At 75.0% G+C, this 19,882-nt stretch carries 19 protein-coding genes and 1 pseudogene; 10 read left to right on the forward strand and 10 right to left on the reverse strand.

The features are described from left to right. The 3 genes and pseudogenes from IH44_RS0133240 to IH44_RS0133250 all read right to left on the reverse strand — a co-directional run. Positions 1–228: pseudogene (locus tag IH44_RS0133240) on the reverse strand (fasciclin domain-containing protein); the annotation flags it as partial. Positions 229–283: 55 nt separating this feature from the next. Next, positions 284–1,921, reverse strand: a complete 1,638-nt coding sequence (locus IH44_RS0133245) for a molybdopterin-dependent oxidoreductase (RefSeq protein WP_232795181.1) — start codon at positions 1,919–1,921, stop codon at positions 284–286. Positions 1,922–2,327: 406 nt separating this feature from the next. Continuing rightward, a complete protein-coding gene (locus IH44_RS0133250; RefSeq protein WP_030463526.1) occupies positions 2,328–2,957 on the reverse strand; it encodes a carbonic anhydrase in 630 nt (209 codons plus the stop codon). A 231-nt stretch (positions 2,958–3,188) separates the two neighbouring features. Here IH44_RS0133250 and IH44_RS0133255 point away from each other — a divergent pair, with 231 nt between their 5' ends. The 3 genes from IH44_RS0133255 (at position 3,189) to IH44_RS49855 (ending at position 5,806) form a co-directional block, all read left to right on the forward strand. Then, entirely contained in the window at positions 3,189–4,499 is a 1,311-nt protein-coding gene (locus IH44_RS0133255; RefSeq protein WP_051817831.1) for a cyclopropane-fatty-acyl-phospholipid synthase family protein, read from the forward strand. 129 nt (positions 4,500–4,628) lie between these two features. After that, positions 4,629–5,273 carry an alpha/beta fold hydrolase gene (locus tag IH44_RS0133260; protein WP_035957196.1) on the forward strand — a complete coding sequence of 215 codons (645 nt, stop codon included), beginning with the start codon at positions 4,629–4,631 and terminating at the stop codon, positions 5,271–5,273. An 80-nt stretch (positions 5,274–5,353) separates the two neighbouring features. Then, positions 5,354–5,806 carry a trehalase-like domain-containing protein gene (locus IH44_RS49855; protein ID WP_369795026.1) on the forward strand — a complete coding sequence of 151 codons (453 nt, stop codon included), beginning with the start codon at positions 5,354–5,356 and terminating at the stop codon, positions 5,804–5,806. On the opposite strand, the gene IH44_RS0133265 is transcribed toward IH44_RS49855, so the two are convergent. From IH44_RS0133265 to IH44_RS0133275, 3 genes are all read right to left on the reverse strand, one after another. Further along, positions 5,758–7,191 carry a glycoside hydrolase family 76 protein gene (locus IH44_RS0133265; RefSeq protein ID WP_081967283.1) on the reverse strand — a complete coding sequence of 478 codons (1,434 nt, stop codon included), beginning with the start codon at positions 7,189–7,191 and terminating at the stop codon, positions 5,758–5,760. The genes IH44_RS49855 and IH44_RS0133265 overlap by 49 nt on opposite strands. Before the next feature lie 239 nt (positions 7,192–7,430). Next, complete coding sequence (locus IH44_RS0133270; protein ID WP_030463530.1) at positions 7,431–8,045, reverse strand: hypothetical protein; 615 nt, start codon at positions 8,043–8,045, stop codon at positions 7,431–7,433. 56 nt (positions 8,046–8,101) lie between these two features. Next, positions 8,102–8,668, reverse strand: a complete 567-nt coding sequence (locus IH44_RS0133275; RefSeq protein ID WP_030463531.1) for a 3'-5' exonuclease — start codon at positions 8,666–8,668, stop codon at positions 8,102–8,104. A 186-nt stretch (positions 8,669–8,854) separates the two neighbouring features. Between IH44_RS0133275 and IH44_RS0133280 the strand changes: the two genes are divergently transcribed. The 5 genes from IH44_RS0133280 to IH44_RS0133300 all read left to right on the forward strand — a co-directional run bounded on the left by IH44_RS0133280 (position 8,855) and on the right by IH44_RS0133300 (position 13,093). Continuing rightward, the gene (locus IH44_RS0133280) at positions 8,855–9,115 is read left to right on the forward strand and encodes a hypothetical protein (RefSeq protein ID WP_030463532.1); all 261 of its coding nucleotides are present in this window, start codon (positions 8,855–8,857) and stop codon (positions 9,113–9,115) included. A 340-nt stretch (positions 9,116–9,455) separates the two neighbouring features. Then, positions 9,456–10,097 carry an HNH endonuclease family protein gene (locus IH44_RS0133285; protein WP_030463533.1) on the forward strand — a complete coding sequence of 214 codons (642 nt, stop codon included), beginning with the start codon at positions 9,456–9,458 and terminating at the stop codon, positions 10,095–10,097. Between the two features lie 179 nt (positions 10,098–10,276). Beyond that, complete coding sequence (locus tag IH44_RS0133290; RefSeq protein ID WP_030463534.1) at positions 10,277–11,512, forward strand: alpha/beta fold hydrolase; 1,236 nt, start codon at positions 10,277–10,279, stop codon at positions 11,510–11,512. Positions 11,513–11,657: 145 nt separating this feature from the next. Then, on the forward strand, positions 11,658–11,897 hold the full coding sequence (locus IH44_RS0133295; RefSeq protein ID WP_030463535.1) for a hypothetical protein: 240 nt from the start codon (positions 11,658–11,660) through the stop codon (positions 11,895–11,897). A gap of 149 nt (positions 11,898–12,046) precedes the next feature. Then, positions 12,047–13,093 carry a hypothetical protein gene (locus IH44_RS0133300; RefSeq protein ID WP_030463536.1) on the forward strand — a complete coding sequence of 349 codons (1,047 nt, stop codon included), beginning with the start codon at positions 12,047–12,049 and terminating at the stop codon, positions 13,091–13,093. Positions 13,094–13,188: 95 nt separating this feature from the next. On the opposite strand, the gene IH44_RS0133305 is transcribed toward IH44_RS0133300, so the two are convergent. Continuing rightward, positions 13,189–13,764, reverse strand: coding sequence for a hypothetical protein (locus tag IH44_RS0133305; RefSeq protein WP_030463537.1), 576 nt, complete (start codon positions 13,762–13,764; stop codon positions 13,189–13,191). Positions 13,765–13,983: 219 nt separating this feature from the next. Here IH44_RS0133305 and IH44_RS0133310 point away from each other — a divergent pair, with 219 nt between their 5' ends. Continuing rightward, complete coding sequence (locus IH44_RS0133310) at positions 13,984–14,670, forward strand: hypothetical protein (RefSeq protein WP_051817833.1); 687 nt, start codon at positions 13,984–13,986, stop codon at positions 14,668–14,670. Here IH44_RS0133310 and IH44_RS0133315 read toward each other — a convergent pair. The 3 genes from IH44_RS0133315 to IH44_RS0133325 form a co-directional block, all read right to left on the reverse strand. Next, positions 14,616–14,975, reverse strand: a complete 360-nt coding sequence (locus tag IH44_RS0133315; protein WP_030463539.1) for a cupin domain-containing protein — start codon at positions 14,973–14,975, stop codon at positions 14,616–14,618. The two genes, IH44_RS0133310 and IH44_RS0133315, sit on opposite strands and share 55 nt — an antisense overlap. Before the next feature lie 120 nt (positions 14,976–15,095). Then, positions 15,096–15,893: a signal peptidase I gene (gene lepB / locus IH44_RS0133320; RefSeq protein ID WP_232795182.1), complete on the reverse strand. Its 798-nt coding sequence runs from the start codon at positions 15,891–15,893 to the stop codon at positions 15,096–15,098. 147 nt (positions 15,894–16,040) lie between these two features. Then, positions 16,041–19,232 carry a M28 family peptidase gene (locus IH44_RS0133325; protein WP_030463541.1) on the reverse strand — a complete coding sequence of 1,064 codons (3,192 nt, stop codon included), beginning with the start codon at positions 19,230–19,232 and terminating at the stop codon, positions 16,041–16,043. Between the two features lie 291 nt (positions 19,233–19,523). Here IH44_RS0133325 and IH44_RS43340 point away from each other — a divergent pair. After that, a partial coding sequence (locus IH44_RS43340) for a helix-turn-helix domain-containing protein (protein WP_030463542.1) occupies positions 19,524–19,882 on the forward strand: 359 nt, incomplete at its 3' end.

Raw genomic sequence — 19,882 nt, forward strand, 5'->3', positions numbered from 1 at the left:
GGATCCGGCGCCGTCCTTGGGGACGGCGGCGCAGGCCGCGCCGAACGGGGCGTCGGCCATCGCCGCCGAGGCGGTGGGGCTCGACATCGCGGCGGAGCTGGTGGCCGCGGTCGGGGCGGAGGACGAGCCGGAGCTCGACCCGCCACTGCTGCTGCACGCGCCCAGGGTCAGGGTCAGGGCGCCGGCGGCGAACAGGGCGGTGAAGGTGCGGCGGGTGGTGACGGACATGGCGAAGTACTCCTCGGTACGGGTGAAGTGGTGCTGATGGACGGCTGAGTGGTGGTCAGGTGACGGCGACGACGGTGCTGTGCCAGCCCGTCGCCCCGGCGGGGAAGGGCGTCGCGCGCTGCTCGGGCTGCACGGCGCCGGTGGCATCGGTGGCGCGGACCTCGATCCGGTGGGTGCCGGGGCTCGCCCCGGACCAGCGGTAGGTCCACTGCCGCCACAGGTCGGGCCCGGCGTCGGCGGCCAGTTCGGCCTGCTGCCAGGGCCCGCCGTCGACCCGGACCTCCACGGCGGCGATGCCGCGGTGGGTGGCCCAGGCCGTCCCGGCGACGTCCACCTCCCCGGCGGGGACCTTGGCGAACGGGGCGGGGACCTCGATCCGGGAGGCGGTGCGGACGGTGCCGGTGCGGTCCCAGCCGCGCCGCACCCAGTACGGGTCGAAGGCGGCGAAGGTGGTGACCTCCAGGTCGACCAGCCACTTCGTCGCGGAGGTGTAGCCGTAGAAGCCCGGCACCAGGCTGCGGCACGGGAAGCCGTGCGCGAGCGGCAGCGCCTCGCCGTTCATGGCGACGGCGAGCAGGGCGCGGCGGCCGTCGAGCACGGACTCCAGCGGGGTGCCGATGGTCATGCCGTCCTTCGAGCGCCCCACCAGCTGGTCCGCCCCGGACCGGACCCCGGCCCGGCGCAGCAGCGCGGGCAGCGAGGCCCCCAGCCAGCGGGAGGTGCCGACGTAGGGGCCGCCGACCTCGTTGGAGACGCAGGAGAGGGTGTAGTCGAGCTCTTCGAGCGGCTCGCGCAGCAGCTCGTCGAAGGTGATCAACTGCGGGCGGTCCACCAGGCCGTGGACGCGCAGCGCCCAGTCGCGCGGGTCGATCCTGGGGATCGTGAGCGCGGTGTCGACCCGGTAGAAGTCGCCGTTCGGGGTGGTGAACGGCGACAGGCCCGGGACGGGCGGGTGCACGGCGCTCGGCAGCGGCGGCAGCGGCGCGGCGGGCGCGGGGAGCCGCACGGCATCGCGGGCGGCGGTGACGTCGAACCTGCGGTCGGTCAGGACGCGTCCGCCGACCCCGGCCAGCGCACCCACCGCGAAGGTCCCGGCGGTGGCGGCCAGTACCGTCCGACGGCTCGTCAACCCGACCGGCCGTGGCGGAACTTCGGGCCCGGCGCCCTCCGGCCCTTCCGCCACCTGCTCCGTCCCCTCGCCCTCCGCCGCCCCCGGACGGTGCGCGGCGGCGCCGGACAGCGCCCGGCGGTACAGCCGGACCAGGAACAGGACGGCCGCGGCACCGACCAGGCCCGCGACGATCGACGGGGCGCAGTCGGCGGCGGCCGCGCCGGGACGCGACAGGGCCGCCCAGGCGCCGAGGGCGCCGAAGACCCCGAAGACCGCCGCCCCGGCGGCCGGGCGGCGCACCGCCAGCAGGCCGGCCAGCGCGGCGAGCAGCGCCATCGTCAGGTAGATGCCGCCCAGCAGCACCGTCTTGTCGTGGGTCCCGAAGGTGCGGACCGCGTACTCCTTCAGCGGAGTCGGCGTCAGGTCGATCGCCGCCGAGCCGACCGCGATCACCGGCGCGGTCGGCGCCCCCGTCGCGTACGCCACCAACTCGCCCGCGCCCAGCGCTGCCACCGCGGACGCGAGACCGATCGCGGCCGCCCCGGCGGCGCGCAGGACGCGGTGGCGACGGCCGGGAGCCACGGCGGGGGGAGTCGGTTCATCTGTCACATCTGCGGTTCGGGGCACCGGTGGAGCCGGATTGGTCGAAGTTGCCGGATCGTCCGATCGGGTGGAACCGGCGCCCAGGTCCGCCTGCTCCGGGAGCAGCTCTGCTAACGAGCCGATTCCCCGTCCGCGACGCCGGTCCCGCCGGTGGCGGCCAGGCAGGCGGCGAGCGCGAACCTCGGCCACCGTCGGCCCGGTCGCCCTCCTTGCCGCTTCCCGCCCGCCCGCAGGGCGAAGGCCGGGGCGTCCTGACGGGCCGTCGGCAGTGCGGCCCTCAGGGACGCGCGCGCCGCCGCGCTCTCGGCGGACCCCAGCCGGGCCGGGGTCGCCCGGAACTCGGCGACCTCCCCGGCGCAGGCCGGGCCCCGGACCGTCCGGTGGATCAGGCCGGCAGGTCCTCCAGACCGCGGGCGGTGACCAGGCGCGCGGCGCCGTCGGAGAGCTGGTAGGACAGGCCGACCACGGCGGTGCGCCCGGCCGCGACGGCGTCGGCCAGCACCCGGGAGCGCTCCAGCAGCACGTCGACGGTCTGTTCCACGTGGACGTCGATGAAGTCGTGGTCGCCGGTGCGCCCGGCGCCGCGCGCCGCCAGCACGCTGGGGGTGACGCGTTCGACGAGGTCGCGGACGTACCCGCTGTAGGCGGCGCCCTCCTCCACCGCTCCCCGGGCCGCGGCGACCGCCCCGCAGGAGTCGTGGCCGAGGACGACGACCAGCGGGCAGTCCAGCAGGGCGACGCCGTACTCGATGCTGCCCAGGGCCTCGGCGCCCAGGACGTGCCCGGCGGTGCGGACCACGAACAGGTCGCCCAGACCGCGGTCGAAGATGATCTCGGCGGCGAGCCGGGAGTCCGAGCAGCCCAGCAGGACCGCGAACGGACGCTGGGAGGGGGCGGTCTCGGCCCGCCGGGCGGCGTCCTGGTTGGGGTGCAGGGGCGTGCCGTCGGTGAAGCGGCGGTTGCCGGCGAGCAGGGCGGTGAAGGCGTTGGCAGCGGTCATCTGATCATCGGTCATGCCCACCAGCGTACGGTCGGCGCGCCGGCGCCTTCCCGCAGGGCCGCCGGACGGCTGAGGGACCGGCCCGCCCGGCCCTGACGGCCTCCGGTGCCCGGGGCGGGGACGCCGTGCGATTCCGTCCGCGCCCCGACGCAGCGGAGCGACCGATCCGCGCCGTGTGCCGCTCCGAATACAGGGAGACAGGCAACAGCCGAGGGCCGCCCGGCCCCGTCCGACGGAGGGCGAACGATGACCGCACCCACGACCCGGGACAGCCGGGTACCCGGACAGCGCAGGGGCGCCCGGGCGAGCGCCGCCGACGTGCTCGAACCCGTTCTCCACGAGCTGTTCGCGGGGCCGCCGCCCTTCGCCCTGCGCCTGTGGGACCGCTCCACGACGGGCCCGGCGGACGGGCCGCGGGTGCTGGTACGCCACCGCCGGGCGCTGCGCAGGCTGCTGTGGCAGCCGGGCGAACTCGGCCTGGCCGACGCCTGGATCAGCGGGGAGCTCGACGTCGAGGGCGACCTCGGCGAGGCGCTGTCCGCCGTCCGGCAGGGCCTCGCCGGACGGACGGTGGGGCGCCCGGCCCCGCGCAACTGGCCCGCCCTGGCGGCCGCGGCCGCCAGGCTCGGCGTGGTCGGGCCGCCGCCGCCCCGGCCCGGCGGCCGGGCCAAGGTCCGCGGGGCCCTGCACAGCCGGGGCCGCGACCGGGCGGTGATCAGCCACCACTACGACCTGTCGAACGAGTTCTACGCCCTGCTGCTCGGACCGGCCATGGCCTACTCGTGCGCCTACTACACCTCGGACGACCAGCCCCTGCAGGCCGCCCAGGAAGCCAAGTTCGACCTGATCTGCCGCAAGCTCGACCTGCGCCCCGGCGCGCGCCTGCTCGACGTCGGCTGCGGCTGGGGCGCGCTCGCCCGGCACGCCGCCGTCCACCACGGCGCCCGGGTCACCGCCGTGACCCTCTCCGCCCGCCAGCACGCCCACGCCCGGGCCCTGGTGGCCGAGGCGGGCGTCGCGGACCTGGTCGACGTCCGCCGCTGCGACTACCGGGAGATCGCCGCGGACGCCTACGACGCCGTCAGCTGCGTGGAGATGGGCGAACACGTCGGCGAGGACCAGTACCCCGACTTCGCCGCCCGCCTGCACGCCCTGCTGCGCCCCGGCGGCCGACTCCTGGTCCAGCAGATGTCGCGCGGCGCCGCGGCGCCCGGCGGCGGCGCGTTCATCGAGGCGTACATCGCCCCGGACATGCACATGCGCCCGCTCGGGCAGACCGTCGACCTGATCGAGGCCGCCGGCCTGGAGGTGCTGCACACCGAGGCGATGCGCCCGCACTACGCCCGCACCATCGACGCCTGGCGGACCACCCTCACGCAGCACCGGGACCGCTTCGACGCCCTGGTCGGACGGCCCGCGGTACGGCTGTGGGAGCTCTACCTGGCCGGGAGCTCGCTGGCCTTCGCCGAGGGACGGATGGGCGTCGACCAGCTCCTCGCCCGCCGCCCCGGCGACGCCGACCGGCCCGTCAGGCCCGCCGAGTGGTACGGGAACTGATCCGCCGGCCCCTGCACCGGGCCCGCCGCCCCCGGGAGGCCGAACGCGGCAACGCCCGGACCTCCGACCCCACCACCCGCACCGCTCCGGACGCGGACCGGTGCGCCGACCGCCACGACGAAGAGTCCCATGCCCCCTCGCACCGTTCACCTCCCCGCCGGCACCCGCTCCGTGCTGCTCGTCCTGCACGGCGGCCGGGCCGAGAGCCTCGCCCGCCAGCCCCGGCTGGGACTGGCCAGGCTCCGCATGCGGGCCTTCGGCGCGGCGGTCCGCCGCCTGGCCGCCGACCCGTCGCTCGCGGAGGTCGAGGTGCGGTACCGCTACCGGGGGTGGAACGGCGGGCACGCCCACCCCGTCGCCGACGCGGCCCTGGTCCTGCGGGAGATCGCCTCCCGGGCGCCCGACGCGAAGGTCGTGCTGCTCGGGCACTCCATGGGCGGACGGGCGGCGCTCGCCGTCGCCGGCCACCCGCAGGTCCTCGGCGCCGTCCTGCTGGCGCCGTGGTGCCAACCCGGCGACCCGGTGGGGCAGTTGCGCGGCAGGCGCTTCGTGGTCCTGCACGACCCGTCCGACCGCGTCACCAGCGCGGAGGGCTCCCGCGCCTTCGCGGCCCGGGCCCGGCGGGCCGGCGCCGAGGTGCGGTTCGTCGCGATGCCCCGGGGCGGGCACGCCATGGTCAGCGGCGCCGGGGCCTGGCAGCGCCTCGCGGCCCGCTCGGTCACGGCGATCCTCGCGGGGGAACCGCTGCCGGACCTCCCCCCGGATGCGTCGTGACGCCGTCCCGCCCGGGGCGGCGCCGACCTGGTGCCTCGCCCGCACGTCCTGCGGGAGTACGCGCTACTGGCCGACGGCGAGTGAGGCGAGGGGCGCTGGTCGGCCCGCACGGAGACCTGGCCTGGAGGTGCGCCCCGAGGCGGGAGTCCGACGCCGTGTTCTCGTCCCTGACCGGCGGCGGCGGGACGTCCACGGTCCCGCCGGGCGAGGAGCGCCACGTGCGGGGCGGCTCCTACGAGCACGGAACCCTGATCCGGCACAGCAGGTGGATGACGAGCGGCGGCGCCGTCGAGCGGCGGCGCCGTCGAGCGCCGCGAGGCCGTCACCGGCCGGGCCACCGCCCAGCTCTACGGCCGCCGGGGCGCCAACGTCGTCCTCCTCGCCCGCGGCAGCGCCGGACGACTGGAAGCGGCGGCCCGGTCCTGCCGCCGCGCACGGGTCGGTGCGCCGGATGCGGGCGGGAGCACGGTTCGGAGCGCCGGGGTCAGGCGGCGGCGTTGAGCAGGTCGAGGGCGCTCTGCTGGCAGCCGTAGTCGGTGCTGCCGGGGCCGCCGGCCCAGTGCGGGCCGTACTGGTCGAGCGGGTTGCGGTCCTTGGTGTGGGCGGAGTCGGCCCAGGCGGTGAGGGCCGGAGCGTAGGGGTGGTCGCCCAGTTGGGCGTTGAGCCGGCCCAGGCCGCGGACGTAGGCGCCCTTGAAGGACGGGCCGTCGCCGGTGCAGCCGTCGCCCTCGCCGGGTTCGCGCAGCACGCCGCCGCTGGTGAGGCGGGTGGTGGAGGCGTCGGCGAGGGTGCGGGCGGTGGTCAGCAGGGTCGCGTCGCCGGTGGCCCGGTAGAGCTCGGTGAGGCCGCCGAGGACCACGCCCTGGTTGTACGTCCAGGTGGGTTGGCCGTTGTTGGCGCAGGCGCCGTCGAGGCCGTCGTTGACCAGGTGGTCGGCGTTGACCATGCCGCTGCCGCGGAACCAGTTCCACTCGTCGCGGGCCCGCTGCAGGTAGGCGGTGTCGCCGGGGACGCGGTTGTGCAGGGCGGCGGTGAGCTGGAGGAACAGTTCGTTGGTGATGGCGTTCTTGTAGGTGCTGCCGGTGTTCCAGCGCACCCCGCCGCCGCAGGAGCCGGTCCAGTTGGCGGACATGTGGTCGGCGTCGGCGCGGGCGGTGGAGAGGTAGCGGCTGTCGCCGGTCAGGTCGTAGGCCGCCACCCAGGCCAGGCCCCACCAACCGGTGTCGTCGAGGTACTCGTTGGTGAAGTTGCCGCCCTGCGTGCCGAGGTTCCTGTCGTAGGTCTCGGCGATCGCGTAGGTGTAGCTGTTCATGCCGCTGACCCGGGCGTTGTCGATGATCGCGGTCAGCGCGTTGGCGGCGGTCCACCAGCCGTTGCCGCCGAAGAGCCCGGTGCCGCGGTCGAACGACATCATGAGCGCGGTCGCGGCGGCGGTGCGCCGGTCCCAGGCGTTCCAGGTGGTGCGCGCCCAGGGGGTGCAGGCGATGGCGCCGCCGACCTGGCCGCAGGCCCGCAGGGCGCCGACGCCGCGGTTGTTCCAGTCGTCGACGTTGTACATCAGGGTGCGCCAACCGCTGCCGCCCGCCGGGACCCTGGTGTCGCCGAGCTTGCTGCCGCCGCTCCAGGTGCGGCCGCCGTCCGTCGAGCGGTCCAGCCACACCTCGTCGCCGCCGGTGCCGCCGGTGATCGACGCCCAGCCCATGGCGTCGGCGTCGTCGACGTGCAGCACGAGCGTGCGGCCGGACAGCGCCGCGGAGACCGGCTGCCGGTCCTGCGGGCTGAGCGCGGGGTCGCGGGTGTCGCAGTACTTGTTGCAGATCGCGGCGTTGGCGGCCGCGGCCCGGGCTGCGGGCGCTCCGGGCACGGCGAGCCCGAGGACCACGAGACAGGCGGCGAAGGGCAGGTGCCATCGTTTCATCGGTGCGTCTCCAGAAGGCAACGGACGGTCTGTCACCGAACCGGCTGCGGCGCGGTGCGGCGCGGTGCGGTAAGCAAAGAAGACCCTGGCAACGTTGTCAACGACGCGAACGGACTTCAAGCCATGACGGCGGCCGCGGGAAGGGTCAGGCACCTGCGGGCCGACCTGCTCCTCGTCCCGGTTCGCCGGCGGCGGGGAACGCCCCGGCCCGGGCGGGGGCCCGGGCCGGGAGGCGGCGGTCAGCCGACGAAGCCGATGATGCCGAAGCCGGGGCGGCCCTCCACCCGGCGGAGCCAGGCGATGACGTCGAAGACGGCCTTGGCCACGTCGGGCTCCAGCGGCGGGGCGTGGTCGTCGCGCTTGGTCTGCTCGAACTGCTCCAGCGCCGCCAGGCACCGCTCGTGCGTCCACTCCCCGCAGGCCGGGTACTCGAGGCTGTGGGGCAGACCCGCGGGCAGGCCGCGGTCGTAGCCGAACTCCGCCACCGACACCTCGGTGATCCGCAGCGCCCGCAGGCCCTCGTCCACGGCGTCCAGCCAGGCGCCCCGGAACGGGGAGAAGCTGGAGTTGTCGAGGAACCGGCCGGTCGTCCAGCACAGCCGCTGGTAGGCACAGACGTACTGGAAGGCGTGCTCCCGGTCCCCCGAGTAGGGCCCGCCGTTCACCACCGCGCGCAGCGCCTCGGCGGAGGACGGGGCGCCGTTCTCGATCTCGAAGGAGAAGTAGTCGTCGTCCGCGGCCAGTTCGTCGCCGTACCGGTCGTGGACGAGCTGCAGCAGTTGCTCGTCGCCGGAGCCGACCAGGCCCCGGGTGGCGGTGGGGTCGAGCAGGAAGACGTGGAGGGAGGAACTCATGCGGTGCACCCTATGCGCTGCGCCGGACAGCAGGGCGAGGGGAACCCCGGCCCGGATCAACCCGCTTGGGGCGCGGGCCAGTTGCCCGAACGGGCCAGGGTCAGGACCAGGGCCGCGATGTTCCAGGCGTCGTCCGCGCCGCTGTGGTGGCGGCCCTCCAGGGGGAGGCCGGCCAGCTCCAGGGCCTGCGCCATGCCGGGCCGCTTGCGCAGGCCGCGGGCCTCGGTGAAGGCGGCCTTGGCGTTGGTGTGCCGGTGGCCGAACGGGTACGCGGTGCCGGTCGCCCGGCACTGGCGGGCGAACTGCTTGCGGTCGTAGTCGCCCCAGCTGGCCCAGGGCCGCTCGCCCGCCGCGTGCTCGGCGGCCAGCAGGCGGCAGGCGTCCGGGAACGGCAGGCCGGTGTCCACCTCGGACGGGGTGAGGCCGGTCAGTTCGGTGCAGAAGTCACTGACGGCCGACCGCCGGGGACGGACCAGGATCCGGTGCCGGGAGACCCGTTCGAGCGAGCCGAGGTCCACCACCGTCAGCCCGACCTCGATGATCTCGCTGACCTGGCCGGGCGGCGGCTGCCCGTCCCAGCAGGTGGCCTCGATGTCCACCACGTTCAACAGCCCCTGTTCCATGGGGGGATGGTGGGCGGTGCCCGCCGCCCCGGTCAACCGGATATCGCCTCCGGTGGCGCGGTGCCCCGGCGGTTCGTAGCAGCTCGGGCGGGGGCGGGTGGCGCGAAGCGGAAACGATTCACCCGGGGGAGGGGCCGGGGCGGCGGAGCCGTGCGGGGCCGGGCGGCCCGGGGTGATGGTGGGGCGATGGAGACGGGACACGGACCGCACGCGTTCGCCGACGTGGTGGTGCTGACGGCCATCGCCCTGGTGCGGGCCGGGGGCGGCGGGACGGAGGCGGCGCTGCTGGACGAGTTCGTCGAGCGCCACGGCACCGGCGCCTGCCGGGCGCTGGTCGCCGCGCTGGCGGAACTGGTGGCGCGGCAGGCCGCCGACCGGCAGGTGCTGGCGGAACGGCTGGAGGAGTGGGAGTTCGCGGTGCTGACGGGGACGTACTGGAACCGGTAGCCACCGTGCTGCCGCCCCGCGGTCCCGTCACGCGGGCCGGGTCTCGCCGGTGGTGCGCGGGCCGTCGGTGGTGCGCGGGCCGGGTCTCGCCGGTGGTGCGCGGGCCGTCGGTGGTGCGCGGGCCGGGTCTCGCCGGTGGTGCGCGGGCCGTCTGTGGTGCGCCGGTGGCGCGCGGGGCGAGGTGGATGCAGGTGGTGACGGACATGCACATTGCGTGTCGGGATCGCCATATGACGGTAATGCAATCTTCACGGCTTGGTATCTACCCGCATAGACACCCGGCTGCCACGCTGGCCCGGCACCCTCGCCCCGCCCCTTCGCCGAGCCCAGGAGCGCCCCCGTGCAGAATCGTTCCCTCCGCCGTCTCGCCGCCGTCGCGGTCACCGCCGTCCTCGCCGCCGGAGCCGTCACCGCGAGCACCGGCACCGCCCAGGCCGCGCTGCCCACCCCGGTCTCCGCCACCACCGCCCGCGGCTACCTGGCCCAACTGACCGTCAAGGCCGAGAACCGCACCGGCTACAGCCGCGACCTCTTCCCGCACTGGATCACCATCTCCGGCAGCTGCAACACCCGCGAGACCGTGCTCAAGCGCGACGGCTCCGGCGTGGTCACCGACGCCAACTGCGCCGCCACCTCCGGGACCTGGTTCTCCCCGTACGACGGCGCCACCTGGCACGCCGCCTCCGACCTGGACATCGACCACCTGGTGCCGCTGGCCGAGGCGTGGGACTCCGGCGCCTCCGCCTGGACCACCGCGCAGCGCCAGGCGTTCGCCAACGACCTGACCCGCCCGCAGCTGATCGCCGTCACCGACAGCGTCAACCAGGCCAAGGGCGACAAGGACCCGGCCGAGTGGCTGCCCTCGGTGACGGGTTACCGCTGCACCTACGTCCGGGCCTGGGTGCAGGTGAAGTACTACTACAAGCTGTCCGTGGACAGCGCCGAGAAGACCGCGCTCACCAACGTCCTCAACGGCTGCTGAGGACCGCGCAGTTCGGCCCGGACCGTCCGCGCGGGGTCTCCGTGCGGACGGTTTGGGGCATTTGTGCCCTCGAATGGCGAAATGTCCGATCGGCGCGTCTTCGTCCTGGTCAAACCCCTTTTCCGGCATGCTTGCTGACGGAAACGACGGGTGGTCTGGTGCGGGCGGAGGGCGGGCGGATGGACAGGCGGAGCTTCCACCGGGCGGGGGTCGCGGCCGGCACCGGGCTGTTCGCGGCCGCGACGGGCGGCCGGACGTACGCCGCACCGGCGCACCAGGCGCAGGCGCACGCGTACCCCGCGCCGCCGTACTCCGCCGGCTACCCGGCCCCGGGGTACGCGGAGCCCGGCTACCCGGCACCGGCCTACCCGGCGCCGCCGTACGGGGCCTCCGGGTACGCGACTTCCGGGTACGGGGCCCCGGCGTACCCGGAAGCCCCGTACCCGGGGCCGGGGTACGTGGTGCAGCCGCGGGCGGCCTCGTACGGGTCGGTGCTCTCGGACGGCCTGGTGGCGCCGTGGACGCTGCGGCAGGTGGCCGCGGGCGAGTTGAACATCGGGTACGCGGAGTGCGGCCCGTCCGACGGCCCGGTGGTGGTCTGCCTGCACGGCTGGCCCTACGACATCCACAGCTTCGCCGACGCCGCCCCGCTGCTGGCCGTGCGCGGCTACCGGGTCGTGGTGCCCTACCTGCGCGGCCACGGCCGCACCCGGTTCCGCTCCGAGCGGACCCCGCGCAACGCCCAGCAGGCGGCCGTCGCCCACGACCTGGTCGCCCTGCTGGACGCGCTCGGGATCAGCCGCGCCCTGCTCGCCGGATTCGGCTGGGGCGCGCGGACGGCCGCGATCGTCGCCGCGCTGCGGCCCGAACGGGTCCGGGCACTGGTGTCGATCGGCGGCTACCTGATCACCGACGTCCGGGCGCAGGACGAGCCGCTGGACGCGGAGTCCGAACACGCCTGGTGGTACCAGTACTACTTCACCACCGAACGCGGCCGGCGCGCCCTGAACGACCGCCGCCTGCGCCGCGACCTGTGCCGGCTGGTGTGGCAGACGGTCTCGCCGACCTGGCGGTTCGAGGAGGAGGTGTTCGACCGCGCCGCCACCGCCTTCGACAACCCCGACTACCCCGAGATCGTGCTGCACAACTACCGCTGGCGGCTCGGCCTGGCCGACGGCGAACGCCGCTACGACGCGGACGAACGGCGGCTCGCCACCCGGCCGGTGATCACCGTCCCCACCGTCACGCTCGACGCGGGCCGCGACCCGTTCACCGCGCCCGGCAGCAGCCGCGCCTACCGCGACCGGTTCGTCGGACCCTACCTGCACCGCACCGTCGACGGGATCGGCCACAACCTGCCGCAGGAGGCGCCCGGCGAATTCGTCCGCGCGGTGCTCGACGCCGACCGGCTGTGAGGACCTCCCGCCAACCCTCCGGCGCAGTGCGGTGGTCGGGGCGCGACCGGCGCGGCCCGCACCGCCGGTGCCCCCGCCGGTTCCGGTGAGTAGCATCCTCGGCAGGAACGACGGCACCGCACCGGAACCGACGGGGGAGCACCGCATGAGCGAGCAGCGCAGGCACTGGTGGCAGCCCCGCGAAGTCCGCGACCCGCTCCCCGAGCCGCCCGCCCCGACCGGCCGGCCGACCTTCGACCTGGTGCGCCGCGGCTACGACTGCGCCCAGGTCGACGCCCACCTCGCCCTGCCACCCGCCCAGCGCCCCCGCCCCGCCGCCTTCGACCTCGCCCGCCGCGGCTACGACCGCGCCCAGGTCGACCGGGCCCTGGCCGCCGGGGCCTGAACGGGCCCGGGCGGGTCCGTGACGTGGTGTCAGGCGGCGGGCGGGGCCCGAACGGCGGCGACCGGCAGGCGGGTTGACGGCCCGGCGGAAAACCCGTTGCCCGCGCACCGCACTCCGGCGGATACTCCCCACGCCGGAAGGAGCGCTGTGTGGAGACCCTCGTCTGCGCGCACTGCGGGGCGGCCCTCACCGGGCCCGTCACCAGGGTCAGGTTCCCGCCGTACGCCAACCACCCGGTGGGCAACGGCCACCCGATGCCCGTCCTGATGGCGGCCGGCAGCTACGCCGTCGACCCCGAACCGTCCGGAGGGCGCTGGCGGAGCTGGGCGGAGCTCGCCGAGGGGGAGGCCGAGGCGCGCGGCTACTACGCGCCCGTCGAAGGAGTGCGGGACGGCCCGGTCGGGTGGATGCTGTGCGCGCCCGGCGACGCCACCGGCACGGTGCTGGTCCGCGAACGAGCCGTCGTCTCCTGCTGCGGCATCACCGGCGACAACCTCTCCTGTGCCGCCTGCCTGCGCCCGGTGGGCGAACGCGCCGACGAGTGCTCGATCTGGCAGACCGCCCGGTTCGACCCCCGCGCGGTGCGCGCCGTCCCCACCGGGCCCGACCGGCCGCCCGCCGGTTGGGCGGAACTGCTCCACGACCGCTCCGGGCCGCTGCCGGTCGACGCCCGGGGCCGCTGGAACGAACGGTGCGAACAGGAAGTCGCAGTCACGCTCGCGCACCTGATCGCGGCCGCCGACGGCAGCCCCGTCAGCATCGGGCACGGGCCCACCGCCGAACTCCTCGGCCGGGAACTGGCCCGCCGCCTGCGCACCGCCACCGGCCCCGCCAAGCGCTGCACCCTGTACGGCCCCGACCTGCCGCGGAGCCGCCCGCACCCCGACATCGCCCTCGTCCCGCTGCACCCCGACACCGGCGAGGTCTGGCCCGCACCGCCCGGCGTCCGCGCCGTTCCGCTGCACGCCGAGATCTGGCGCCACCTGGCCTTCCACGACGAACGGCCCGCGGTCCGGGCCGGGCACCGGCTCCGTGCCGAACTGGCCCGCGACGACCCGCAGCCACCCCACCGCGGCTACTGGCTGTGGGTCGACCACCAGCTGGTCCGGGACCTGCTGGCCCGGATGCCCGCCGTCCGCAGACCGGGGGTGCGCGCCGCGTACGACCTGGTCCGGCGCGGCTACGACCACGGCTGAACGCCGCCCGCTCCCACCGTCGGACGGAGGAGGAGCCCGGCTCCCGCCCACCGGCCGGTCCGCCGCCCTGGCCCGGGCGGGTTCGTGACGTGGCGTCAGGCGGTGGGGGCGGTGGGTTCCTTGGGGGAGGAGTCGCGGGCCGTCTCGGCCTGGCGGGCGGTTTCGGTGAGCCAGGTCCGGAAGTGTTCGAATGACAGTGGGGGAGAGGCCGGGGAGTCCGGCCGCAGCGGGTCCGCGGGGAGGAAGGCGGCCCGGCAGCCCCGGCACAGCCAGGTCGCCTGCCAGAGCGCGTGGACGGGTCGCCACTGCTGGTAGGTGGCCGGCCAGGTGCCCGCGGCCTGGCGGCGGCGGTCCGCCGCGCGGCGGAGTGCCGTGCTCGCCCGGTAGAGGGCCACGGTGACCGCGGCCCGGGAGAGAAGGGAGAGCAGACCGTGGGCCGGCCCTCCGGCTTCCGACCGGACCAGCAGGGCGAGGGCGTCCAGGGTCGACAGCGCCGAGAGCGCCGTGAGCAGGAGCAGGACCGTCGAGGTGCGACTCCTGGCGACGGGCTCGTCCGGGACGTCCAGCAGTTTGCGGGTCGGCCGGTCCAGCCGGGTCTCGCGGTCCCGCAGGGCGGCCGGGACGGGCACGGTGAGGTCGGCCAGCGCGCACGCCGGGCAGGTGGCGGCCATCGGGAGCGGCTCCAGGGCATCGGGTGCCGGGCGGGGGAGAACCGGCAGTCGGCCAGCACTATAGGCCCACCGGGAGGAGCGCGCGGCGCCGGACCGCCCGCCGGATAAGGTCGCGGGCGGACCCTCGGCGTCAGGCGTCAGGTGCCGGGTGCCAGGTGTCGGGCGTCGGGCTGAAGGCGTAGGGCTGAGGGCGTCAGGCTGAAGAGAGGCTCCGCGATCGTGACAGGCGCACCGCACCCGCTGCTGGCGTACTTCCTGGCCGCCGCCGACGGCCGCTTCCCGCCCGCGGACGGCCGGGTCACGGTGCTGCCGCCGCTGCCCGGCGGCCTGGAGTGCTCGGTGGCGTTCACCGGGCACGCCGTCGTCGCCACCGCCCTCGACGCCCGCCGGGTCGCCGCGGCCGGGGCGGACGGCTACGGTGGCTCGCTCGCCCCCGGCTTCCTGCTGCACCTGGCCGGCCCCGGCGGCTGGATCGGCGTCACCGACGCCACCCTCACCGCCCGCGCCACCGGCGGCCCGCCCCGCCTCCCCATCCGCACCGACCAGGACGACCACCCCCGGGTCCGGTTCGCCCGCGACCAGCGCGCCGACGTCACCGTCCACGGCGACGAACGCGGCCTCGTCACCCTCGCCCACGGCCTGGCCGGCCGCCACGAACTCAGCATCGAACTGCACGACACCCACCCCGAGGGCCGCGGCCACGGCCGCTCCCTGCTGCGCGACGCCCTGACCCTGCTGCCCGCCGGCACCCCCGTCTTCGCCGCCGTCGCCCCCGGCAACGCCCGCTCCCTGCGCGCCTTCCTGGCCTGCGGCTTCACCCCCGTCGGCAGCGAGGTCGTGCTGCGCCCCGGTCAGTCCCGGCCGTCGGCGGGGTCCGGGTCGGCCGGGCCAGCCACGCCGCTGTAGGCCGGGGCGAAGAGGACCAGGGCGACCAGGTCCTCGGTGATGTCGTGGAAGCGGTGCGGTTCGCGGGCCGGGACGAACAGGGAGGTGCCGGGGCCGACGTCGACGGTGCGGGCGCCGGAGGTGAAGCGGGCGCGGCCCCGGGTGACGACGTAGACCTCGTCCTGGAGGTGGGGGGACTGGTCGTCGGTGGAGCCCGCGGGCAGCGAGTAGGTGCCGAAGCTCAGCGCGGGGACGCTCAGGTGCTCCGCGTAGTGGGGCGAGCCGTCCGGGGCGGGGCGGAAGTGACCGCTGTCGATGATCTCCATGACGACCGATCCTCGCACGGGGCAGGGGTGTTGGGGGAGACATGACGGGGGACGGGACGGGGTGGGACGGGGTGGGTCCGGGGGGTGAGCGACCGGGGCCGGGCGGGGAGTGGCGGCGGGTCAGCCGAGGTGGGTGAAGGTGTCCGGGACGGGCAGGGTGGTCCAGCGGGCGGTGGGCCAGAGCAGGACGCGGGCGCGGCCGATGACGTCGTCGACCGGGACGAAGCCGCCCGCCGGGTTGTGGAGTTGCTGGTAGCGGGAGTCGCGGGAGTCGTTGCGGTGGTCGCCCATCACCCACAGGAAGCCCGCCGGGACCTTGACGGTGCCGACCGGGAAGTCGTCGCAGGGAGTGGAGCCGGGGTAGAGGTAGGGCTCGTCCAGGGCGGTGCCGTTGACCTTCAGCGGCTGGCCCGCGTTGCACTCGACGGTGTCGCCGCCGACTCCGATCACCCGTTTGATCAGGTCCTTCTCGTCGGCGGCGGGCATCAGGCCGAGGTGGCTCAGCGCGCCCCGCAGGACGCCGCCGGAGCCGGTCGGCCCGGTCAGCCAGCCGCCGGGGTCCTTGAAGACCACCACCTCGCCGCGGTGCGGCCGCTCGCCGAGCCAGGGGCTGAACTTGTCGACCGCGACCCGGTCGTCCTTCTGCAGGGTGCCCATCATGGAGCCGGACGGGATCACGAACACCTGCACCAGGAAGGTCTTGATCAGCAGGGAGAGCAGCAGCGCGACGGCCACGCAGCCCAGCACCGTGCGGGTCCGGGAGGGGCCGAACACCCGGCGCCGGAACCGGAACCGGCCTCCCGGTCCGGGGGCGGGGCCAGCGGGGACGACGTCGGGGGCTGCGGTGGTCACGGTGGCTCCCGCCCGGGCGGTCGGGCCGTCCCGGGGCGGGTCGGCGGCGGTCGGCTCGGCGGCCATCGTACGTTCACCGCACGTGTGCCCGGCGTAAGGTGACGCCCTCGCAGGGGCGGGGACGCAGGTGTGCCGCGACCCGTCCCCCAACCGGTCGCGGCACACCCGTCTCACTGGGTCCTGCTGTGGTCGCCGTTCACGTGCTCCGGGTGGCTACAGGCGCTGCCACAGGGCCGGGACGACGTCGGGCGTCCAGGTGCTCTGCGAGGTGTGGGCCTGCAGGCACTTGTAGCTGACGCCGTTGTAGGTGACCACGTCGCCCGCGTTGTAGGCCACGCCCGCGGCCCAGGTGCCGCCGCCGGTGCCGCCGCCGTTGACCACCAGGGTGTAGCCGGTGGTGTGGGTGGCGGAGGGGCCGGTGCCGGTGACCGTGACGGTGTAGGTGCCAGCGGGGGTGGAGGAGGAGGTGGAGACCGTCATGGTCGCGCTGCCGCCGCTGGTGACGGAGGACGGGCTGAACGAGACGGTGGCGCCGGACGGGGCGCCGCTCGCGGTCAGCGACACGCTCTGCGCGTTGCCGGAGCTGGTCGAGGTGGCGACGGTGGCGGTGGCCGCCGAGCCCGCCTGGACGGTGCCGGTGGCCGGGTTCACCGCGAGGGTGAAGTCGTTGGCCGGGGTGGTCGTCCCGCCGACCGAGGTCTTCCAGATCGCGTACGCCACGCCGTCGGCGTTCCGGTTCAGCACCGTCGCGTTGACGTTGGAGGTGGTGTCGCACGCGGAGTGGTAGCAGGAGTCGTAGGACGCGTACGCGGTGCCGCCCCACTTGGCGGCCTGGGCCGCCGTCTTGGTGGCGTCGGCGCCCGCGGCGTAGCCGGAGGTCGGGATGCCGCCCTGCTGGAAGGAGTAGTCGTCGGAACGGCCCTGGCCCTCGACGTTCTCCTCCGGCTGGAGGTTCAGCGAGTCCCAGTACGCCTTGAGCGGCGCGGCGGTGGCCGAGTTGACGTTGTTGATGAAGTAGCCGGCGTTGGGGGAGCCGACCATGTCGAAGTTGTAGTAGCCCTTGATCGCGGAGCGCTGGGCGGAGGAGAGCTGGCCCACGTAGTACTGCGAGCCCTGCAGGCCCTGCTCCTCACCGGCCCACCAGGCGAACCGGACGTGCTTGCTCATGGTCGGGTTCTGCTGCGCCAGGGCGAGCGCGTTCTCCAGCAGCACGGCCGAGCCGGAGCCGTTGTCGTTGATGCCCGGGCCGGCCGAGACCGAGTCCAGGTGCGCGCCGAACATGGTGACCTGGTCGGACGGGCCGCCCGGCCAGTCGGCGATCAGGTTGTTGGCGGTGTAGGTGCAGGAGGTGCAGGTCTGCTCGGTGACGGTGTAGCCCGCCGCCTGCAGCTTGCCCTTCACGTACGCCAGCGACTGGCTGTAACCGGCGGTGCCGGCCCGGCGGTTGCCGCCGTTCTGCTGCGCGATGGTGTACAGCTGGCTCAGGTGCGCCTGCACGTTGGCCACGTCGATGTCGGGCGCCGAGCCGCCGGGGTTGCCCCCGCCGCCGACCGTCAGCTGGTACTGCGCGGTGTGGGTGGCCGGGCCGGAGCCGGTCACGGTCAGGGTGTAGGTGCCCGCCGGGGTGTTCGCGCCGACGTTGACGCTCAGCGTCGCCGAGCCGCCGGACTGCACGGTGGACGGGGAGACCGTCGCGGTGGTGCCGGACGGGGCGCCGGTCACCGACAGCGAGACGTTCGCCGCGGAGCCGGAGGTGACGGCGGTGGAGACGGTCGCGCTGGTCGAGCCGCCCGCCTGGACGGTGCCCGCGGACGGGTTCAGCGCCAGCGAGTAGTCATTGCTCGGGGACGCGGTGCAGGTCGGGTCGCCGGTCTGGGCCGGCACGCTGACGGCGTCCCAGGCGGCCTTGGTGCGGTTGAAGAAGTTGCAGCTCGCGTCGAGGTTCTTGGCCGCGGTCAGGGTCGCGGTCCGGTACTTCTTGTACGTCATGCCGCTGGTCTTGAGCAGCATGCCGCCGTAGAAGACCCGGCCCGCGTCGCGGATGCCGATGCCGGTGACGGACGAGGAGTTGCAGGTCGGGCTGGACGGCTTGCCGCCGCCCGGGTTGGAGCCCTCGGCCAGCAGGTAGAACCAGTGGTTCAGCGGGCCGGCCGCCGCGTGCTCCTCGGTGTTGGGGATCGAGGAGGAGTAGCAGTTCGGGTTGCCGGAGATCTGCGAGGGGTTGTACATCACCCGGATCGGGCCCTGCCCGACCAGGTTGATCATCTCGCCGACGGTGTAGTCCGGGGTGTCGTACGGGGCCGGCTCGTTGGCGTACGCCTCGGTCAGCGCGCCCATGATGTCGCCGGTGCCCTCGCCGAGGCCCGCCTCGTTGTTGGCGCCGCCCGGCGTGTACTGGTCGATGCCGTGGCCGAACTCGTGGCCCACCACGTCGATCGCGGCGATCCACTCGTTGGACTGGCTGTGGCCGATCGAGATGGTCGAGCCGTCCCAGTACGCGTTGACGTCGCTCAGGCCGACCTTGACCGGCCAGCTGCCGCCGTTGCCGTTGTGGCCGTTGCGGCCCAGCCAGTCGCGGAGCATGTCCCACTCCTTCTGCGCCGCGAACATCGCGTCGGCGCAGCCGGTCTCCTTGGAGGTGGCGCTGCCCGTGCCCCAGGAGTCGGTGGACTTGCTGAAGACCTGGCCGGTCGAGTAGTCCGAACAGCTCAGGCCCGGACGGGTGGAGTCGCGCAGCGAGTACGAGCCCGCCGAGCCGCTGGTGTTGATGGTCAGGCCCGCCGGGCCGTTCCACTTGCTGTTGATGGTGCCGGCCCGCACGTCGTCGTAGCTGTCGGCGACCTTGCCGGTCACCGCGTCCACGAACACGTGCAGGTGGCTGGGCCGGTTCTCGGCCGAGCCGGTCAGCACCGACTCCCAGGCCAGCCGGGAGGTGCCGTCCTTGACCCGCACCACCAGGCGCGGGGCCTCGGCCGAGTCGACCTTCGCCAGCTGCCCGCGGGCGGTCCGCTCGGCGGCCGCGGCGCTCACCTTCGCCTTGGTCGGCACGCCGACCGGGCCGGACGCGGCGTTCTGCACGGCGCGGACCTTGCCCTGGCCGTCGGCGAGCACCACCGCGTCGCCGCCGACCACCGGCAGGCCCTTGTAGCTGCGCTCGTAGGAGACCGAGTACAGGCCGTTCAGGAACTGGGTGACGCCGCGGCGTTCGTAGCTCTCGTCCGGTCCCTTGGCCAGCGCGTCCAGCCCGGCCGACGCCGCCAGGTCCGCCGCGGAGACGGCGGCGGCCAGCGGAGTGGGGGCCAGTGGGGCGGGGGGAGGCGCGGCGTTCGCCTGTCCGGCGAAACCACCGAGCATGCCGCCCAGCACGGCCAGGGTGGTGCCGGCGGTCAGCAATCTGCGTTTCATCAGAGCTCCTCAGCTCCTCGGATGTGGGGGTGCCCGGAACCCTCACACCGTCGCCATGGCCCGGTCAACGCTCGGGACAATCCTCGGCACGTGATGGCAAATTCCGTCAAAGGCGTTGATCTAGAAGGCAATTGGCGCCCCACCGGCAAGGGTTCCGGGCACCCCCGCGCAGGGTCCCAGCAAGGGCGATGGCAAAGAAGAGGTACAGACCACACCATGTACGGGGCCCGTCCCCGCCCGGTACGGTCTCGGTAGCAGGAGCACAACCGGAACCGGGGGAGGTGTCGGCGCATGCTGGGAGCACCCAACCCGGTCGAACTGCCGGACGGCGGGAGCCGGCAGGAGTTCGGCGCCCTGCTGCGCCACTGGCGCCGCCACGCCGGCTGGACCCAGGCCCAGCTCGGCGCCGCCGTCGGCTACGACCACACCGCCGTCAGCCGGCTCGAACACGGCGCCCGCCGCGCCACCCCCCGCCTGGTCCGGCAGATCGACGAACTCCTCGGCAGCAGCGGCGAACTCACCCGCTGCCACGCCCGCGCCGAGAGCGCCGAAGGCGACCGCCCCGCCCTCCCCCCGCACCTGCTGCGCCCCCCGCTGCCCCCCGGCGCCGGCCCCGTCCCCGCCGCCGACCCCGCCGACCACTGCCCCGC

This window comes from Kitasatospora sp. NRRL B-11411 (assembly GCF_000721345.1).
GTDB lineage: Bacteria > Actinomycetota > Actinomycetes > Streptomycetales > Streptomycetaceae > Kitasatospora > Kitasatospora cineracea.